The organism is Acinetobacter sp. BEC1-S18-ESBL-01, from assembly GCF_014169935.1.
In the GTDB taxonomy this organism is placed as follows: Bacteria; Pseudomonadota; Gammaproteobacteria; order Pseudomonadales; family Moraxellaceae; genus Acinetobacter; species Acinetobacter pittii.
The window spans coordinates 58,976-75,641 of record NZ_AP022302.1; the positions used below are offsets into that span (position 1 = coordinate 58,976).

At 39.6% G+C, this 16,666-nt stretch carries 17 protein-coding genes and 1 pseudogene; 7 read left to right on the forward strand and 11 right to left on the reverse strand.

Features of this window, described 5'->3' with window-relative positions:
• Nucleotides 1-89 precede the first annotated feature (89 nt).
• Complete coding sequence (locus H7R46_RS00270) at nucleotides 90-248, reverse strand: DUF1328 domain-containing protein (protein WP_002053759.1); 159 nt, start codon at nucleotides 246-248, stop codon at nucleotides 90-92.
• Nucleotides 249-441: 193 nt separating this feature from the next.
• Here H7R46_RS00270 and H7R46_RS00275 point away from each other — a divergent pair, with 193 nt between their 5' ends.
• The 3 genes and pseudogenes from H7R46_RS00275 (at nucleotide 442) to H7R46_RS00285 (ending at nucleotide 3,555) form a co-directional block, all read left to right on the forward strand.
• A complete protein-coding gene (locus tag H7R46_RS00275; RefSeq protein WP_057069170.1) occupies nucleotides 442-900 on the forward strand; it encodes a YcgN family cysteine cluster protein in 459 nt (152 codons plus the stop codon).
• 110 nt (nucleotides 901-1,010) lie between these two features.
• Nucleotides 1,011-2,184: pseudogene (locus tag H7R46_RS00280) on the forward strand (PQQ-dependent sugar dehydrogenase).
• Between the two features lie 105 nt (nucleotides 2,185-2,289).
• Complete coding sequence (locus tag H7R46_RS00285; RefSeq protein WP_017402866.1) at nucleotides 2,290-3,555, forward strand: replication-associated recombination protein A; 1,266 nt, start codon at nucleotides 2,290-2,292, stop codon at nucleotides 3,553-3,555.
• A 13-nt stretch (nucleotides 3,556-3,568) separates the two neighbouring features.
• On the opposite strand, the gene H7R46_RS00290 is transcribed toward H7R46_RS00285, so the two are convergent.
• The 5 genes from H7R46_RS00290 to dapA all read right to left on the reverse strand — a co-directional run bounded on the left by H7R46_RS00290 (nucleotide 3,569) and on the right by dapA (nucleotide 7,217).
• The gene (locus H7R46_RS00290; protein ID WP_057085416.1) at nucleotides 3,569-4,405 is read right to left on the reverse strand and encodes a formate/nitrite transporter family protein; all 837 of its coding nucleotides are present in this window, start codon (nucleotides 4,403-4,405) and stop codon (nucleotides 3,569-3,571) included.
• A 149-nt stretch (nucleotides 4,406-4,554) separates the two neighbouring features.
• Nucleotides 4,555-4,758 carry a hypothetical protein gene (locus tag H7R46_RS00295; protein WP_002119286.1) on the reverse strand — a complete coding sequence of 68 codons (204 nt, stop codon included), beginning with the start codon at nucleotides 4,756-4,758 and terminating at the stop codon, nucleotides 4,555-4,557.
• A 191-nt stretch (nucleotides 4,759-4,949) separates the two neighbouring features.
• A complete protein-coding gene (gene purC, locus H7R46_RS00300; RefSeq protein WP_002119240.1) occupies nucleotides 4,950-5,669 on the reverse strand; it encodes a phosphoribosylaminoimidazolesuccinocarboxamide synthase in 720 nt (239 codons plus the stop codon).
• Between the two features lie 36 nt (nucleotides 5,670-5,705).
• Nucleotides 5,706-6,308: a hypothetical protein gene (locus H7R46_RS00305; protein ID WP_002119179.1), complete on the reverse strand. Its 603-nt coding sequence runs from the start codon at nucleotides 6,306-6,308 to the stop codon at nucleotides 5,706-5,708.
• A 15-nt stretch (nucleotides 6,309-6,323) separates the two neighbouring features.
• Entirely contained in the window at nucleotides 6,324-7,217 is an 894-nt protein-coding gene (dapA, locus tag H7R46_RS00310) for a 4-hydroxy-tetrahydrodipicolinate synthase (protein WP_005804343.1), read from the reverse strand.
• 328 nt (nucleotides 7,218-7,545) lie between these two features.
• On the opposite strand from dapA, the gene pncA reads away from it, so the two are divergent.
• From pncA to H7R46_RS00325, 3 genes are all read left to right on the forward strand, one after another.
• Nucleotides 7,546-8,190: a bifunctional nicotinamidase/pyrazinamidase gene (pncA, locus tag H7R46_RS00315; RefSeq protein ID WP_078224876.1), complete on the forward strand. Its 645-nt coding sequence runs from the start codon at nucleotides 7,546-7,548 to the stop codon at nucleotides 8,188-8,190.
• Nucleotides 8,191-8,243: 53 nt separating this feature from the next.
• Complete coding sequence (locus H7R46_RS00320; protein ID WP_086260910.1) at nucleotides 8,244-9,182, forward strand: bile acid:sodium symporter family protein; 939 nt, start codon at nucleotides 8,244-8,246, stop codon at nucleotides 9,180-9,182.
• A gap of 177 nt (nucleotides 9,183-9,359) precedes the next feature.
• Entirely contained in the window at nucleotides 9,360-10,703 is a 1,344-nt protein-coding gene (locus H7R46_RS00325; RefSeq protein WP_086260909.1) for an MATE family efflux transporter, read from the forward strand.
• Nucleotides 10,704-10,723: 20 nt separating this feature from the next.
• Here the strand turns inward: H7R46_RS00325 and H7R46_RS00330 are convergent, their stop codons facing one another.
• Nucleotides 10,724-11,194, reverse strand: coding sequence for a DUF523 domain-containing protein (locus H7R46_RS00330; RefSeq protein WP_086260908.1), 471 nt, complete (start codon nucleotides 11,192-11,194; stop codon nucleotides 10,724-10,726).
• A gap of 528 nt (nucleotides 11,195-11,722) precedes the next feature.
• Here H7R46_RS00330 and hppD point away from each other — a divergent pair.
• Nucleotides 11,723-12,778: a 4-hydroxyphenylpyruvate dioxygenase gene (gene hppD / locus H7R46_RS00335; RefSeq protein WP_005066617.1), complete on the forward strand. Its 1,056-nt coding sequence runs from the start codon at nucleotides 11,723-11,725 to the stop codon at nucleotides 12,776-12,778.
• 70 nt (nucleotides 12,779-12,848) lie between these two features.
• On the opposite strand, the gene H7R46_RS00340 is transcribed toward hppD, so the two are convergent.
• The 4 genes from H7R46_RS00340 to fahA form a co-directional block, all read right to left on the reverse strand.
• Nucleotides 12,849-13,628, reverse strand: coding sequence for an IclR family transcriptional regulator (locus H7R46_RS00340; RefSeq protein ID WP_005066619.1), 780 nt, complete (start codon nucleotides 13,626-13,628; stop codon nucleotides 12,849-12,851).
• A 294-nt stretch (nucleotides 13,629-13,922) separates the two neighbouring features.
• Complete coding sequence (locus H7R46_RS00345; RefSeq protein WP_005066622.1) at nucleotides 13,923-14,471, reverse strand: VOC family protein; 549 nt, start codon at nucleotides 14,469-14,471, stop codon at nucleotides 13,923-13,925.
• A 17-nt stretch (nucleotides 14,472-14,488) separates the two neighbouring features.
• Nucleotides 14,489-15,121, reverse strand: coding sequence for a maleylacetoacetate isomerase (gene maiA, locus H7R46_RS00350; RefSeq protein WP_005066626.1), 633 nt, complete (start codon nucleotides 15,119-15,121; stop codon nucleotides 14,489-14,491).
• On the reverse strand, nucleotides 15,108-16,415 hold the full coding sequence (fahA, locus tag H7R46_RS00355; RefSeq protein ID WP_005066628.1) for a fumarylacetoacetase: 1,308 nt from the start codon (nucleotides 16,413-16,415) through the stop codon (nucleotides 15,108-15,110). Before fahA ends, maiA begins: the two co-directional genes overlap by 14 nt.
• Nucleotides 16,416-16,666: the final 251 nt, after the last annotated feature.

Below are 16,666 nucleotides of genomic sequence, written 5' to 3' on the forward strand. Positions count from 1 at the left end.
AAATCTACATCAAAAGAAAAAGATACAAAGCTATAAGCAATAAAAAAAGAAGGAAACCAGTTCCTTCTTTTTATGTGATCATGATTAAATTAAGTTCGGCCTCGAGAAATGAACCCAATTACAGCTAGAATTACAGCTACAACTAATAAAATCACGGCAAAGTCTTTAGATAGCCCTGCAACACCACCAAACCCTAATAGACTGGCAATGAGTGCAATTACTGCAAAAATTATCGCCCAACGGAACATAATGCTGTCCTCCTTATTTTTCATTGTCATTTAACTATATAGCGTGTTTTTTGCTCGGAATGTGTCGTTTATGTGGTTGAAATGTATATTAAACAATCATTTTGTGATGTCATAAATACAGCTTCTTTTTTAGTACAGACCACTTCAATGCTATACTGATACATCGTTTTATCTCATCAGCTGTTAAAAGATTATGTCTACCGAGACCTCACTTCGACCACTCTTTTGGAAAAACTATCCGTTAGAGCAACTGACTCAACTTGAGTGGGAAGCTTTATGTGATGGCTGTGGTTTGTGCTGTCTGGTAAAACTAGAAGATGAAGATACGCATGAGGTTGCTTATACCAAGGTGGCCTGTAAGTTACTTGATTGTGGTACAGGGCGTTGCACGGACTATCCGAATCGTCAGCAGCAAGTACCTGACTGCCTGCAATTAACGGTAGAGTCTTTAAAAACAATCCACTGGTTGCCATCAAGCTGTGCCTATAAGCGCTTGAATGAAGGCAAGAATTTACCTTCTTGGCATTATTTAAATACGGGTTCGAGACAAAGCGTGGTTAAAGCGAAAAAGTCAGTTGCAGGACGTTGCCTTTCTGAAGTTGATGTCCATGAAGATGATCTTGAAGATTATATTGTGCGATGGGTGCGCTAATTTAGTCTTAAAAGAGAATGTTTGATTACAGCGTATAATAAAGTAACACTTTTATCGTAATTTTTTTGCTCATCTCCGTAATATAACAATAAAAACAAAAGGAGATAAAAATGATGAGACGATTAGCAGCCCCCTTATTATGTAGTAGCTTTTTTTTGTTAATGGCCTGTGGGTCTAATAATACCAATTCAAAAAATCCTGAACAAAATACGACTGCAAAAGCAGATCAGTCTGTTGCTGTCAAACAAACTTATCAGGTTGAAGCAGTTTCACATTTTAATGAACCTTGGGCTGTGACCAGTCTGCCTGATCAGCGTTTATTAGTGACTGAACGGCAAGGTAAATTAAAAATTTTTAACCCAAAAAATAAACAAATGTTGGATGTGCAAGGTGTTCCCGCGGTGAACTATGGGGGGCAAGGTGGTTTAGGAGATGTCATTTTACACCCTGACTTTGCCAAGAATCATTGGGTTTATCTCAGCTATGCTACAAAAGGGCAAGGTGGATCTGGCGCAGTGATTTCACGTGCGAAACTAGATTTATCTCATCCTAATCAGCCAAAACTCACCGATATAAAGCAGATTTGGCAGCAAGTACCTAAAGTCTCGGGACAAGGCCATTATGGACATCGCATGCTTTTTGGTACAGATGGTAAGCTGTGGGTCAGTTCAGGTGAGCGACAAAAGTTTGATCCTGCCCAAAACAGGGAAAAGTAACTTAGGTAAAATCTTGCGTTTAAATGAGGATGGCACCGCGGCTGTAGGTAACCCTTTTTATAAGCAAGGCGGGGTCACTGCTGAAATATGGTCACTGGGACACCGTAACCCGTTAGGTATGGCTCTTGACCGCCAAGGACAGCTGTGGGTGGTTGAGATGGGGCCTAAAGGTGGTGATGAGCTTAATATTATTACCAAAGGTGAAAATTATGGTTATCCAATCGTTTCAAATGGAGACCACTATTCGGGCCAACCTATTCCAGATCATCACACTCAGCCAGAGTTTAAAGCACCAGAAATTGACTGGACTCCTGTTATCTCTCCATCGAGTATGATCATTTATCGTGGTCAGCAATTTCCTGCATGGCAAAATAAAGCCTTAATTGGCGGGTTATCTTCCGAAGCGATTATTGTGGTGGATTTAGAGCATAAGCCCGTGAAAGAAGTGCAAAGATTGGATATGAAAAAACGTATTCGTGGGTTGCATGAAGCAAAAGATGGTTCGATTTGGGTGATTGAAGATGGCTCAAATGCGCGTTTACTCAAGCTGAGTAAGAAACCCTCTTAATGCTAAGCAAGAGCCTGTAAATAAAGAACGTGTCTCATAGATTCAAATTGTAGATTTCTGTGAGACACAATAGACTATAGTGAAAAGACGATAAAGCCATTTGAGATGTCAGACACCCATATTCCACTTCCCGAACGCCTGCGCCCAAGAGACTTGTCTGAAATTATTGGGCAAGATCATTTATTAGGTGAACATGCGCCCTTACGTCAAATGATTGATCAGGGACATTTGCCTTCTATTATTTTTTGGGGACCACCAGGCGTTGGTAAAACAACGATTGCTTTACTTTTGGCGCAGGCAATAGACCGTCCATTTGTGAGCTTGTCTGCGCTGAATACGGGCGTAAAAGAATTACGTGAAGTGATTGCAGAAAGTGGTGATTTACTGACACCTGTTGTTTTTATTGATGAAATTCATCGTTTTAATAAATCACAGCAAGATGCTTTATTAGGTGCAGTTGAAAAAGGCAAAATTACTTTAATTGGTGCAACAACTGAAAACCCGTCTTTTGAGGTGAATAGCGCGCTTTTATCACGCTGTCAGGTCTATACCTTAAATAGTTTAGACAGTGAGGCAATTCAGACACTACTCAACAATGCACTTCAAAGCGATAGATTCTTAAAAGAACGTTACATTCATATAGAAGAATATGATGCGCTCATTCAGTTCGCAGCAGGTGATGCTCGCAAAGCGCTTAATTTACTGGACTTGATCGCAAGTACTTTTGAACCAGAAATTGAAAACACGATTACTAATGCGGTTGTGGTAAAAGTCGCTCAGCAAAATATTGCGCGTTATGACAAATCGGGCGAGCAGCATTACGACCTCGTTTCTGCATTTATTAAATCAATTCGAGGCAGTGATCCAGATGCAACTCTATATTGGATGGCTCGTATGCTTAAAGGCGGAGAAGATCCGGTTTTTATTGCAAGACGTATGCTGATTGCGGCCTCAGAAGACATCGGAAACTCTAATCCAAATGCGCTATTGCTTGCAGGTGAGTGTTTCCGCTCTGTACAAGCGGTGGGCATGCCTGAGGCTCGAATTATTCTAGGTCAAACAGCAGTTTACCTAGCAACAAGTGCAAAAAGTAATAGTACTTATTTAGCGATTAATAAGGCTCTTGAACTTGCTGAAAAAACAGCAAATTTACCTGTGCCTTTACATTTGAGAAATGCGCCAACCAAGCTTATGAAACAGCAAGGCTATGGTATTAATTATCTCTATCCTCATGACTACCCAGAGCACTTTGTGCTGCAAGACTATTTGCCGCCTGAGTTGAAGGGAACCAAACTCTATGAGTCTGCAAGAAATAAGCGTGAGGTTGAAGGTGAGCGCTTACAGCAACGCAGATGGCAGCAGGAACAATAGTTCCTGCTTTATGCTATTCCAGCTCTTCAGTGACTTGACCATAAATCAGTAATGTGAACACACCTGTACCGCCAATAATATTGCCGATAGTGGTTGGGACGAGGAAAGTAAATAGATACTTGCTAATAGAAGCTTCTCCTTGCCAGACTAGATAGGACATTTCTGTAGAACCAACTACTACATGGGTAAAGTCACCCAGTCCTATCAAATACGTCATAAAAAAGATGAGTAGAAACTTATTACTGACTGAAGGCAACATCCAGACCAATGCAGCAATTAACAGCCCTGACATAATGCCTTTGAGCAGATTCTGGGTTGCAGAAAAGGAACCTACATGATGTGCGAGTTCATCTAGTGCTTTGTCAATATCTGGAGTAAACAGGTGAGTAGTTAGGAAAAATAAACTCGCCAAAGCTGTTCCAATGATGTTGCATAGAATCACAATGCCCCATAAGCGGCCCACTGCTCGTAATTTATCGAAAGTAAAGGGATTAAATAAAGGCACAACTGTGGTGATAGTATTCTCGGTAAAGAGTTGCATGTGACTCAAAATAGCGATCAAGAACCCAATGGTATAACCAACATTAGTGATTAAATCGGTCCAGACTGCATCAGCTGGGAGATAAGCAGCAATAATCGCTTTAAATACAAATGAAAAACTGATGACTAAACCCGCGGCAATCCCTGAAAAGATCAATGCAGTTGTTGGACGATCAAGCTCTTCGGCACCATCACGGCGGATAATTTCATAAACCAGACGGGGTGACAGTTTCTCATGTTCTTCGACTGCCATTTTTTCACGCCAGCTTAAAGTTTTCTCGACTTTCTTTTCCTCTATTTCATGGTCCATCAGGTTTACTCCTCACTGTATAAATATCTTATATTTATTGTTTTATTTATTGTTAAGGCAGTGTTCAGGATAAATCTAGTCTATTCATAACAGCTTTATGTGTCTTTTTATAAATTGAATGCACAATGGCTGGATCATCAATCACAAAATCAAAGAAAAGTATAAGCTCTTAAAGTACGGATGAGTGCCATATAGTCGCCTTGAGAGGCTTTAGCAATAACAGATTCAATCTCTGCCTGACTCCAGCCTTGTTTTAAGGCAGAAGTGCTAAAGTTGTTTAATAAGACCAAAGGATTTTCACCAAAATGGATTGGATGATTCATTAATCTCTTTTCAAGCTTAGATAATTCCATAGGTTCATCCGAGTTTTTAAATTTAATTATTGTGAAGTGCTTTGTGTTTTTTTAGATTTTAGTGTTTTAAATTAAGATTATGCAAGTGTTAATTTATTGAAATAGACAAATCTGTCTACATTGTTTGGGGTGCATGGCGCTGAATATAAAAAACCGGGCTTTAGCCCGGTTTTTTTATGAAGTTTTACTGATTAGATGTCAGATAAATCTACGCCTAAACGAGCAGCAACTTCTTCATAAGCTTCAACAACACCGCCTAAACCTTGACGGAAACGGTCTTTGTCGAGTTTCTTCTTAGAGTCTTTATCCCATAAACGGCAGCCGTCTGGAGAGAACTCATCACCAAGCACGATGCGGTCATGGAAAACACCGAATTCAAGCTTGAAGTCCACCAAAATCATGTTGCCTTCAGCAAATAATGCTTTTAATACATCGTTTACCTTATAAGTTAAAACTTTCATTTGTTCTAACTGTTCAGCAGTCGCCCAACCTAAAGCAATCGCTTGAGATTCGTTAACCATTGGGTCGCCTAGACCGTCATCTTTATAGAACAATTCAAATGTAGGAGGAGTTAACTCTTTACCTTCTTCTACACCTAAGCGACGGCATAGAGAACCAGCTGCATAGTTACGAATTACACATTCAACTGGAATCATTTGAAGTTTTTTAACAAGCACTTCAGTTGGAGAAAGCAATTTTTCAAAATGCGTTTCAATACCCGCAGCAGCAAGTTTTTCCATAATGAAGGCGTTAAAACGGTTGTTCACCTTGCCTTTACGATCTAGTTGTTCGATTTTTTCGCCGTTGAACGCAGAGGCATCATCACGAAAGACTAAAATCAGATGGTCGGCATTGTCTGTTTCATATACAGATTTTGCTTTACCAGTATAGAGCAAGGTTTGTTTTAACATGAGGGAACCTTTTTAAAAAAAATGCCTAGTAAACGACTAGGCTGGCCAATTTTGGTAAATCTGGTTTAACACTTCAGCAGCCACATCTGGGCTTGCAAAAGTGTTATCTACATTAAATAGAGCAAGAGTATGACTAGAACCTACACCAGTAAGTTTAAGCACATAAGTATTGTCATTTACTTTAATCGTCGCTTGATTACTGCCTTGAGCGATGATGTTGAAATTTAAAGTACTTAACGTAGCTTTGGTGTATTGCCAGATCTCGGCTGTATTTCCATCAACTTTTAACAACGGATTTTTATTACCGTCAGTCACAAGCTGAGGACGTCCAAGCGCAGTCGTCGTTTGAGCAGAGGCATCTAGTGTCGCATTACCTTGCGTTTGTTCAGGGCGTGGCAGTGCATAGCGGTTGCCACGCTTATTTTCAAACTTCGGTGCGTTATCGATAGCGCGCTGTTCTACAGTTGGTGCAGGATACAAAGGTGTCGCTGGTCGTACAGTTGCATCGGCAGGATATTCAAGCGGGGCAAGTTGCTTGGCATTTTTATAATCTAAAGAGTGATTATTAATTGCGAAGCGACCACAACCAGCTAAACTTAAGGCTGAAACTGCAAGGACTAAACCAAGACGTAATTGCATCATAAATTGCTCTTATTAAATAATTCCCGCATCTTTTAGGGCATTGCGGAGAGGTTCGCGATATTGCTCAGCGAGAGGAGTGAGTGGTAAGCGAATACCAGTATCAATCAGTCCCATCTCATGTAGTGCCCATTTCACAGGAATTGGGTTTGATTCGCAAAATAGAATATTGTGTAAATTTGCAATCTTATTGTTAAGCGTCTTCGCTTGTTGTTCATCTTTGGCAATCGCAACAGCACATACTTCACTCATTGCTTTAGGTGCAATATTTGCAGTAACCGAGATGTTGCCGTCAGCGCCAAGAAGCATAAGTTCCCATGCTGTCTCATCATCACCTGAGTACACAGCCATCTTGCCGTTTAACGCCTCAATTAAAGCTTTACCACGAGGTACGTCACCTGTTGCATCTTTAATGCCGACAATATTCGAGATCTCTGCTAAACGTACAGCTGTGTCGTTTGAAAGGTCTACGCCAGTACGACCAGGTACGTTATAGAGAATAAGCGGTAATTCAACAGCTTCAGCAATCGCTTTATAGTGTTGGTAAAGGCCTTCTTGGGTTGGCTTGTTATAATATGGTGTTACAAGTAAAGCTGCATCAGCACCGAGGTCTTTAGCAGCTTTAGTTAATTCGATTGCTTCACGGGTTGAGTTTGCACCAGTACCGGCAATAATTGGAATACGTTTATTGGCTACACGAATAATTTCTTTAATAACCTGTGTGTGCTCTTCCATGCTCAATGTTGAGGCTTCGCCGGTTGTACCGACGGCTACAATACTGTTTGTACCTTGTTCTATGTGCCACTCAACCAGCTTCTCAAGACCCTTCCAATCTACACCGCCGTCTTTCAACATTGGTGTGACGATTGCGACGATTGAGCCTTGAATGGTCTGTGCTTGCTGAGTCATTTTTAAAAATATCCTATTTATCCATCCGAATCTGAGGTAAGAAAAACAAAATGTGGGATGGTTGCAGTATTTTGATTGTCCAGTTCTAACAATAACAGATTGTTGAATGACAATTATGCAAATTATGACTGATCAGACGCATAAGAACAATACGCCTAACGGATAATCGCGATGTAAACTTGAGGAAAAGATAGGATGTTTTCATTATTGCGCGCTAAGAATACCCAGTAAACATAACAATACGGCTTGATTCGACTGAGCCTTACTTAATATGGGCTTTTTTTGTGGCAAGATAGAATGCAATTTCCCAGTTGGGATTGAAGATGACATGAAAATGAATAAACAACCACAAAATGCGGTTTTAATCGTAGTTGATGTACAAAATGGTTTTACACCGGGTGGAAATTTAGCAGTCGCCGATGCCGATAGAATTATTCCAACGATTAACCAACTTGCTGGTTGTTTTGAAAATGTCGTCCTGACTCAGGACTGGCACCCGGATAATCATATCTCTTTTGCAGCCAATCATTTGGGTAAGCAGCCATTTGAAACCATTGAACTCGACTATGGACCACAGGTGCTTTGGCCTAAGCATTGTGTACAAGGTACTCAAGATGCCGAGTTTCATCCTGATTTAAATATTCCGACAGCTCAACTGATTATCCGAAAAGGCTTTCACGCGCATATTGATAGCTACTCGGCTTTTATGGAAGCAGACCACGCCACCATGACCGGTTTAACCGGTTACCTAAAAGAGCGTGGCATTGATACGGTTTATGTGGTCGGAATTGCCACGGACTTTTGTGTTGCATGGACTGCCTTGGATGCAGTTAAACAAGGTTTTAAAACTTTAGTGGTTGAAGATGCTTGTAAAGGGATTGATCTGAATGGTTCGTTAGAACAAGCTTGGCAAACCATGCAGCAGCAAGGTGTTGTCCGTATTCAGTCGATTGATCTGTTGGGTGAGCGCTAATTATATTGCTCTGGTTTTTAACTTTGATATTTTAATTTTTAGGGATAGAAAGTATGGCTGCATTCCTACGCTTTACCCAATTTATTCAAAAAACTTTTGCCCTATGGGTGATTATTTTTGCAGCGCTAGCGCTATGGCAGCCTGAATTTTTTGTCTGGCTCAAAGCGTACATTCCATGGATATTGGGCATTATTATGCTTGGTATGGGAATGACCATGACCGTCGATGACTTTAAAGGGGTATTACAAAGCCCTAAAGCGGTATTGATTGGGGTGGTAGCGCAGTTTGTCGTAATGCCGGGCTTAGCATATGCTCTATGTAAATTATTTAATTTACCGCCTGAAATTGCGGTTGGGGTCATTTTGGTGGGTTGTTGCCCAGGGGGAACCGCTTCAAACGTAATTACCTATATGGCTAAAGGCAATGTGGCTTTATCGGTGGCCTGTACATCGGTATCAACACTTTTGGCACCGATATTAACCCCTGCGATTTTCTATCTGCTTGCCAGCCAATGGCTAAAGATTGATGCAGCCTCGATGTTTATTTCGATTTTGCAGGTGGTGCTACTGCCTATTGTGATTGGTTTGATTTTAAGAACATGGCTTAAACGTCAGGTCGAATCTTATATTCAAGTCATGCCTTTAGTTTCGGTCATTGCAATTGTAGCGATTGTGGCCGCGATTATTGGTGGAAGCAAAGCAGCAATTTTACAGTCGGGTTTGCTTATTTTGGCTGTGGTGATTTTACATAATGGGCTTGGATATTTATTAGGTTTTACCGCAGCGCGTTTCTTTAAATTACCTTATGCGGACAGTAAGGCGATTGCTATTGAGGTGGGGATGCAAAACTCAGGCTTAGGTGTTGCACTTGCAGCAGTCCATTTTGCTGCTTCTCCGATTACAGCTGTACCAAGCGCAATTTTCAGTCTTTGGCATAATATTTCTGGGCCTGCGCTTGCGACTTATTGGGCAAGTAAACACAAACAAGAATAACTGTATAAACAACATACATTAGGAAAGAAGGCCAAACGAATAGTTTGGCCTTTTTTATTTAAAGCATATTTTAGGGGAGCTAAAGCTAGAACTGGTATGTCTTTTGCTTTGAATTGATGCACTAAAAATAACGTGAATATGAGTATAAATCGTAAAGAAAAATAAGGCATTTCCTTGATGAATCAGATTTTTAAATTATTTATTCCCATGCTCTCAAGCAATTTAATTCTAGTTTTAAGTGGATTGATTGATATTGCTTATGTAGGGCATTTTAGTAACGATCATGTAGCAGCATTATCGGTGACCTTATCTTTATATACAGTGGTTTATGTCATTGGTATGGGGATTCTGCAAGGCGTGATGCTCAAGCTTTCAGAAGCTTATGGTTGCCATAACATACCACGCATTCGTCAAATTTTTATTCAAGGCATCTGGCTGATGTTATGTTCGGCATTGCTAAGTATTGGCTTGCTCTACTTGTTCCGCGATTTACCAAAATTATTTGGTGCATCTGAACATGTTGTGTCAATTACTAAAAACTGTATTTGGGCTTTGGTATTTATTTTACCCGCGCATTTATTGATGCGCTTATTTACAGCTTTGTCTCAGGTCACTGAAAATGCGCATAAGGTTTTATTATCAGATAGTGTTTTCTTCATTCTTAAAATTATTTTGTCCTATCTTTTGATTTATGGTGTCGCTTCATTTTCAATTCCGCCACTTGGTGCCATAGGGGCTTTGTTAGCTACTCTCATTGTACGGTGGTTTATGTTGGCTGTTTATTACCTGTTTTTTCTGGAGAAAAGATACATCTTTATTGAGCATCCCGAACAGTCGATTGAAGATAGCCGAGAAAGTCTGCGGATGATTTTAAAAATAGGTATCCCGACAGCAATTATGGCGTTGATGGACGTCGTTGCATTTTGTTCGGTTGCTATTCTGATTTTGCCTTTTGGGAGTGTGGTGTCAGCGGCACATCAAATTGTCGCGAGTACTGGCGGGTTCATGTTTATTATCCCTTCATCGATTGCCTCGGCTTATAGCATTTTGGTATCGCGATCTATGGGCAGCGGGAACATGGAAGAAGCAAACAAAATTGCCAGACAAAGTATATGGGTGATTATGGCAGTAAGCGGCAGTCTATCCCTGTGTTTATGGCTGGAGAGGGACTTAATTGTCACGTTATATTCAGATGATTTGGCTGTTCAGATTTTGGCTGCATCACTGCTGTTGATTGTCTGTATGTCTCACTTTCTAGATGGCTTAATGACGTTATTGACCTCTTTGCTGCGTTGTTGGGATGTGTCGATTTTACCAATGCTGATTTTCTTGGTCGTGGTGTTATGTTTCGGATTAGGCGGTGGTTGGTGGATGGCCTATAAAGGACTGCATTGGCAAGATATCTCGATTTCTGCGATGGGAATTTATGGTTTCTGGTGGATGGCTGCCATAAGTTATTTAGTGGCTTGTATATTGAGTGCCATCTGTTTCCATTTTAGAAAACAATTAAGAGGTTTTTGATTAGGTAGATCAACACACTCTTAAAGAGGATGTTCTACTAACCAATCTTCAATCTCATTTTCAGAAATTACTTCAAAGCCGTGGCGCTGCAAAAGCGCCGTGGTGATTCCAACTCCCGTAATTTTCTCACCTTGAAAAGTACCGTTATAAATTTTTTGGCTACCACAAGATGGGCTATTCTCTTTTAAAACCACACAAGTCGCTTTTATTTGCTGCGCAACTTCTAGGGTGCGGTAAGCACCTTTTAAATATAACTCTGTCACATCTAAACCAGATGAATCAGTAATTCTTGCTTTGCCATCAAGCACATCTTTACCTGTTCCGCCCACAATTTCTGCGGGTAAACGGGGAGTGGTAAAACCACCTAATAGCTCTGGGCATAATGCATGGGCTTTTTTATTGATTAATAGCTGCTTAAGTCGGGTATTTGGACAAGATTTACCATCATATCGAACAGGTTCACCAATTAAACATGCGCTGACTAAAAGCATAGTTTTCCAAACTCAAAGCAAGAGAGATTTTTGAAGATAAAGAATCATAAACAGAATATCGAATATGACAATTGATTTTAAAAACAGGCAAATTAAAAGATTACTAAAATTATGTAATTCATAATTAAGTTATGTATTGCATAATTTATTTGTTTTTAGTAGCATCTAATTCAAGGTAAATGGCCATTGGAGATCCAACAAGGATGTTGGTCTCCATAAATCTATAAATGATTTTTAGGAAAAGACGATTTTTAAAGGTTTATTGAAAAATCTCAATCGTACTTTTAGATAACAAAGGACAGTGTGTATGGAAAACAAACGCCACATGGAACGGAAATTAATCATTAAAGGCTCTACGCTCATTATATCTTCGTTTTAATGACTCGTTTTTTTCTCATAGGATGCGTTGGGTTAAGGCATTTTGACGGTTCAAATACTCACCCAATGATTACGTATTCTATAGAGAAAGGAGCTGAGTTCATCAGCAATAGAGATAAACGGAACAGGTAATCACCAGAGGGAAACTAGATGGATATTTTAGAGAACCCATTAGAATTATGCGGTTTTGCATTTATTGAGTTTGTTTCAAAAGAAAATGAATTAGATCCAATTTTTGAGACAATCGGCTTTTCAAAAGTAGCCAAGCATAAATCGAAAGAAGCGTACTTATGGCGTCAAGGAAATATCAATATTATCCTGAATTATCAGCCAGAATCTTATGCTTCATTCTTCTTTAATGAACATGGTCCATCTGCTTGTGCGATGGGTTTTAAAACACGTGATGCAGCAAAAGCTTTCCAAAAAGCGGTAGAGCTTGGTGCTGAACCAATGTATTCAAAAGTTGGGCCAATGGAGCTCAACATTCCGGCAATTAAAGGTATTGGTGGTATGCCAATCTTTTTAGTTGACCGTGATATTTATGAAAATGACTTTGTTTTCTTTGATGATGCGGAGAAACGTCCAGTAGGGGCAGGCTTAAACGAAATTGACCACCTAACTCATAACGTCTACAAAGGCCGTATGGAGTATTGGGCAAACTTCTATGAAAAAATCTTTAACTTCCAAGAAATTCGCTACTTTGATATTAAAGGTGAATATACAGGTTTAACGTCTAAAGCATTAACAGCACCAGACGGTAAGATCCGTATTCCGTTAAACGAAGATTCTGACAAAGGAAACGGCCAAATTGCAGAGTTCCTATCTGACTTTAATGGCGAAGGTATTCAGCATATCGCGTTTATTTGTGATGACTTAATCTCGACTTGGGATAAGTTAAAAGGCCTTGGTCTGAAATTTATGACACCGCCGCCAAATACGTATTATGAAATGCTAGAAGATCGTTTACCTGAGCATGGTGAACCGACTGATGAATTAAAACAGCGCGGTATTTTGCTTGATGGTAATACTAAAGACGGTCAGAAAAAGCTTTTATTGCAAATTTTCTCTGAAAACATGATTGGTCCAGTTTTCTTTGAATTTATTCAACGTAAAGATGATGATGGCTTTGGTGAAGGTAACTTCAAGGCGTTATTTGAGTCGATTGAACGTGACCAGATTCGCCGTGGTGTTTTAGAAACTAAATAAATAAGCTGAGCCTTATTCCTGATCTTAAAAAACCAAGAGCTTGATCTCTTGGTTTTTTTATGGCTATTGATTAGCGGCTTTTAATATATTGATTAATGAGATTCACTTCATTTTTCAAGATTTCAATTGTTTTACTATGAGGGTCGACTGGTAAAAACATTTCGCTATCCAGTGCGACAATACAAAACTCAATACTCTGGTTTGAGTTAAATACAGGTAAACCCACCGCATTAATTCCCGTCAGTAAATCACCTTTCGCTGCCGACATTTGTTGCTGGCGAATGGTGTCTTTAAGCTCTGTAAATGCTTGCCAGTTTTGTGGTGCGATGTTTAGACCAAGCTCTTGATGCTTTTGCCATTCCGCTTCCATTAAGGGACGAACAAAATGCTCTGGAAGATAAGAAGCAAATAGACGTCCCGCAGCAGAATTGACTAAAGGCATAATCGAGCCGACTTTAGTAACAATCGAAATAGGGTGGTTTGATTCAATCGACTGAACCACGACAGGGCCTTTTGGTGACCATTTACTAATTTGTATACCGCAACCAATTTTGTTTTGTAGGTCGTAAATTAAATGCTGTACCAGCTGTAGTGTGTCGCTATGTTGAACACAGTTGAGACCTAAGCGCCATGCCTGATCACCTAAAGCATATTGTCCATCATCAAGCTGTTTTGCATATTCCATACGAATAAGGCTGACCAGATAGCGGTGAACCTTGGCAGGATGCATTTCGAGCTTGCTAGACAGATCTTTGAGAATAATAGGTTGATTGTGTTCCAAAAGGGCGTTTAGTACAGATAGACCGACTTCAAGTGATTGAACCCCCCCAGATACTTTTTCTTCAATCATTTAAATACCCTTAATAAATTTACTTCAGCTGTTAAACAGTGACGATCAAAACATAAATTGAAATTGGTGCGTTTTACATCATGCCTGAGCCTAGTGAAAAATAGAAATCACCTTTTTCTATTAGCGAAATTGACATGTTTAATAACCAACAACTTTCTAAAATCACTATGCTCTTATTTATAGCGCAATTTTCTAGAAATTTAGCAGTTTTAAATAATATAAATCGGCATTGATATAGAACTGCTCTTAAAACAATTCTAATCAATGCCGATTTTTTAGTGCGCTCTTTAAAAATTAGGTTCCTAACTCTTCTTCATGCAAGAAATGAGTGTGGTGTGGAGCGCGTTTAGTTTTGCTCCATTCCTCTAGCATTTCAGCTTTCATTTCTTCAGTAATTTTTGCAATTTTTTCTTCAGCATGCGCATCGTTATAAGTCAGTTCTAAACGATGGCCATTTGGGTCAAAGAAGTAAATTGAGTGGAAAATGCCATGGTTAGTTACACCTAAGACTTTCACACCATTTTCTTCTAAATGTTGCTTGGCAGCCATCAACGCATTTAAGTCTTCAACTTCAAAAGCAATATGTTGTACCCATTGAGGCGTATTTTCGTCTCGGCCCATTTCTGGTTGAGTTGGCAATTCAAAAAATGCCAAAACGTTACCTTGACCAGCATCTAAGAATAAATGCATATATGGGTCAAAAGCTTTAGTTGACGGCACATGGTCTTCAGCAAAAGCTAAAATGAAATCCATATTGAGCATTTTTTTATACCACTCAACAGTTTCTTTCGCATCCTTACAACGATATGCAACGTGATGTATTTTTTTAATGGCAAATGTCATATTAAAACTCCTTTTTACTATTCCCAATCTGGTTGTTGTTCTGGCGCCGCGTTATAAAAGGCTGGGATAGACAAACAATGGTGATAAATCGATTCAATTTTTGGAAACGCAGATAAATCAATCTTGAAGCGTTTCGCGTTGTAGACCTGTGGAATCAGGCAGCAATCGGCAATTGTTGCTTGTTGTCCAAAGCAAAATTGTCCATTTGAATCTTGAAGTAGCTGTTCGAGATTTTGAAAGCCTTCAATAATCCAGTGCTGATACCAATAATTTTTTTGTTCGTCTGAAACATTTAAGTCATTTTTTAAATATTTCAGTACGCGTAAGTTATTTAATGGATGAATATCGCAAGCGATTGCTTGAGCAAAAGCACGGATTTTGGCTCTCTCTTGCACATCACTTGGAAGTAATTTGGTTTCTGGATATTGTTCATCCAGATATTCCAAAATACTTAACGATTGAGACAAGGTTAAATCGCCGTCAATTAAAGTCGGGACCAGAGCACTACGGTTTAACTTTAAATAGTCTTCGCTTTGCTGTTCGTTTTTTACTAGATGAACCGGAACAGTCTCATAAGCTAAACCTTTAATGTTCAGACCAATCCGTACTCTGTAGGCTGCAGAGCTACGAAAGTAACTATACAGCTTCATAGTCAGGCTCCGAAGTTTCTGCAAAATCGAAATTTAATGCAGGAAGGACTGTATTTCGAACTTCACCGAAGCCAATGCGAATACCATTTTTCTCACAATGACCTTTCATGATCAGGGTATCGCCGTCTTGCAAGAAACCACGAGTTTCACCATTGGCAAGTGTTAAAGGCTTGGTGGTGTTCCATGTAAGCTCAAGCAAGCTGCCATAAGAGTCAGGTGTAGAACCTGAAATGGTACCTGAACCCATTAAATCACCAACCTGAACATTACAGCCGCCAATGGTGTGGTGAGTAAGCTGTTGAGCCATAGACCAGTACATATATTTGAAATTAGTTTGGCAAATCACGTCAGCTTGTGCCGATTTCGGGCTTTGAATTTCAACACTCAAATTAATGTCATAACTATTCGCGATATTTTCTTGTAGATACGCTAAAGGTTTAGGCTCTTGTTTTGGGCCTTCCACTTTAAATGGCTCAAGTGCTTCAAGTGTGACTACCCAAGGTGAGATGGCACTAGCAAATGATTTTGAATTGAAAGGGCCTAGAGGCACATATTCCCATTGCTGGATATCGCGTGCTGACCAGTCATTGAGTAATACCATTCCAAAAATATGATCCCAAGCATTTTCAATTGAGATTGGCTGGCCAAGCTCTGTTGGTTTACCAATAACAAATGCTGTTTCAAGTTCGAAATCGAGTTTACGCGTAGCTGAGAAAACTGGGCGCTCTTCATTTGGAAGTTTAATTTGTCCAGATGGACGTACGACTTGAGTGCCACTGACGACAACAGAACTAGCACGGCCATTGTAACCAACAGGCAATTCAGTCCAGTTTGGCAGTAAAGCATTTTTAGGGTCGCGGAACATACAGCCTACATTGGTCGCATGTTCTTTAGAAGAATAGAAATCGGTATAACCAGATACTTGAAGTGGTAAATGCAAAGTAACGCTGTCTTGCTTAACCAAAACTTCCTGACGCAATGCTTCATTTTCTTGAAGCGTTAAATTTTCAACCGAGAGAAGAGACTGTAGTGTCTTACGAACTTTTGACCAGTTGGCTTTGCCAGACTCGATAAATTTATTCAGAGTAGGCTGGTTAAAGTATGTGTCTTGTTCTGAAAGTTTTAAAAGACCGTGCTTTTCAAGAGCAGCGAGATCAATCACCCAATCACCAATAGCTACACCAACTTGACGCTCACTTTCGTTAGCTCTGCTAAAAACACCGTAAGGCAAATTATGAATAGTGAAATCTGATTGAGGTGAAACTTCAATAAAAGAGTTTAGTTTTTGTTCCATTTTCGCTTCCTTGTCTTTATCTCGGGTCTTATACAAATAAAAGTTCGGTCTAGGACTGAGCTACTCAATAAGTTTTAACCTTTGCTTAGATCATCTTTTGTCTTATGAGTTTGATATAGACCGAGCACAACCAATTGCTTCATGTCTCTATAATACTGAATTCATAAAATTACGCAATACATAATTTAATTACACATTTCATAATAATTGTCATTTCTTGTATTTTCTGTTTTCATTCGCGGTCATGAGAA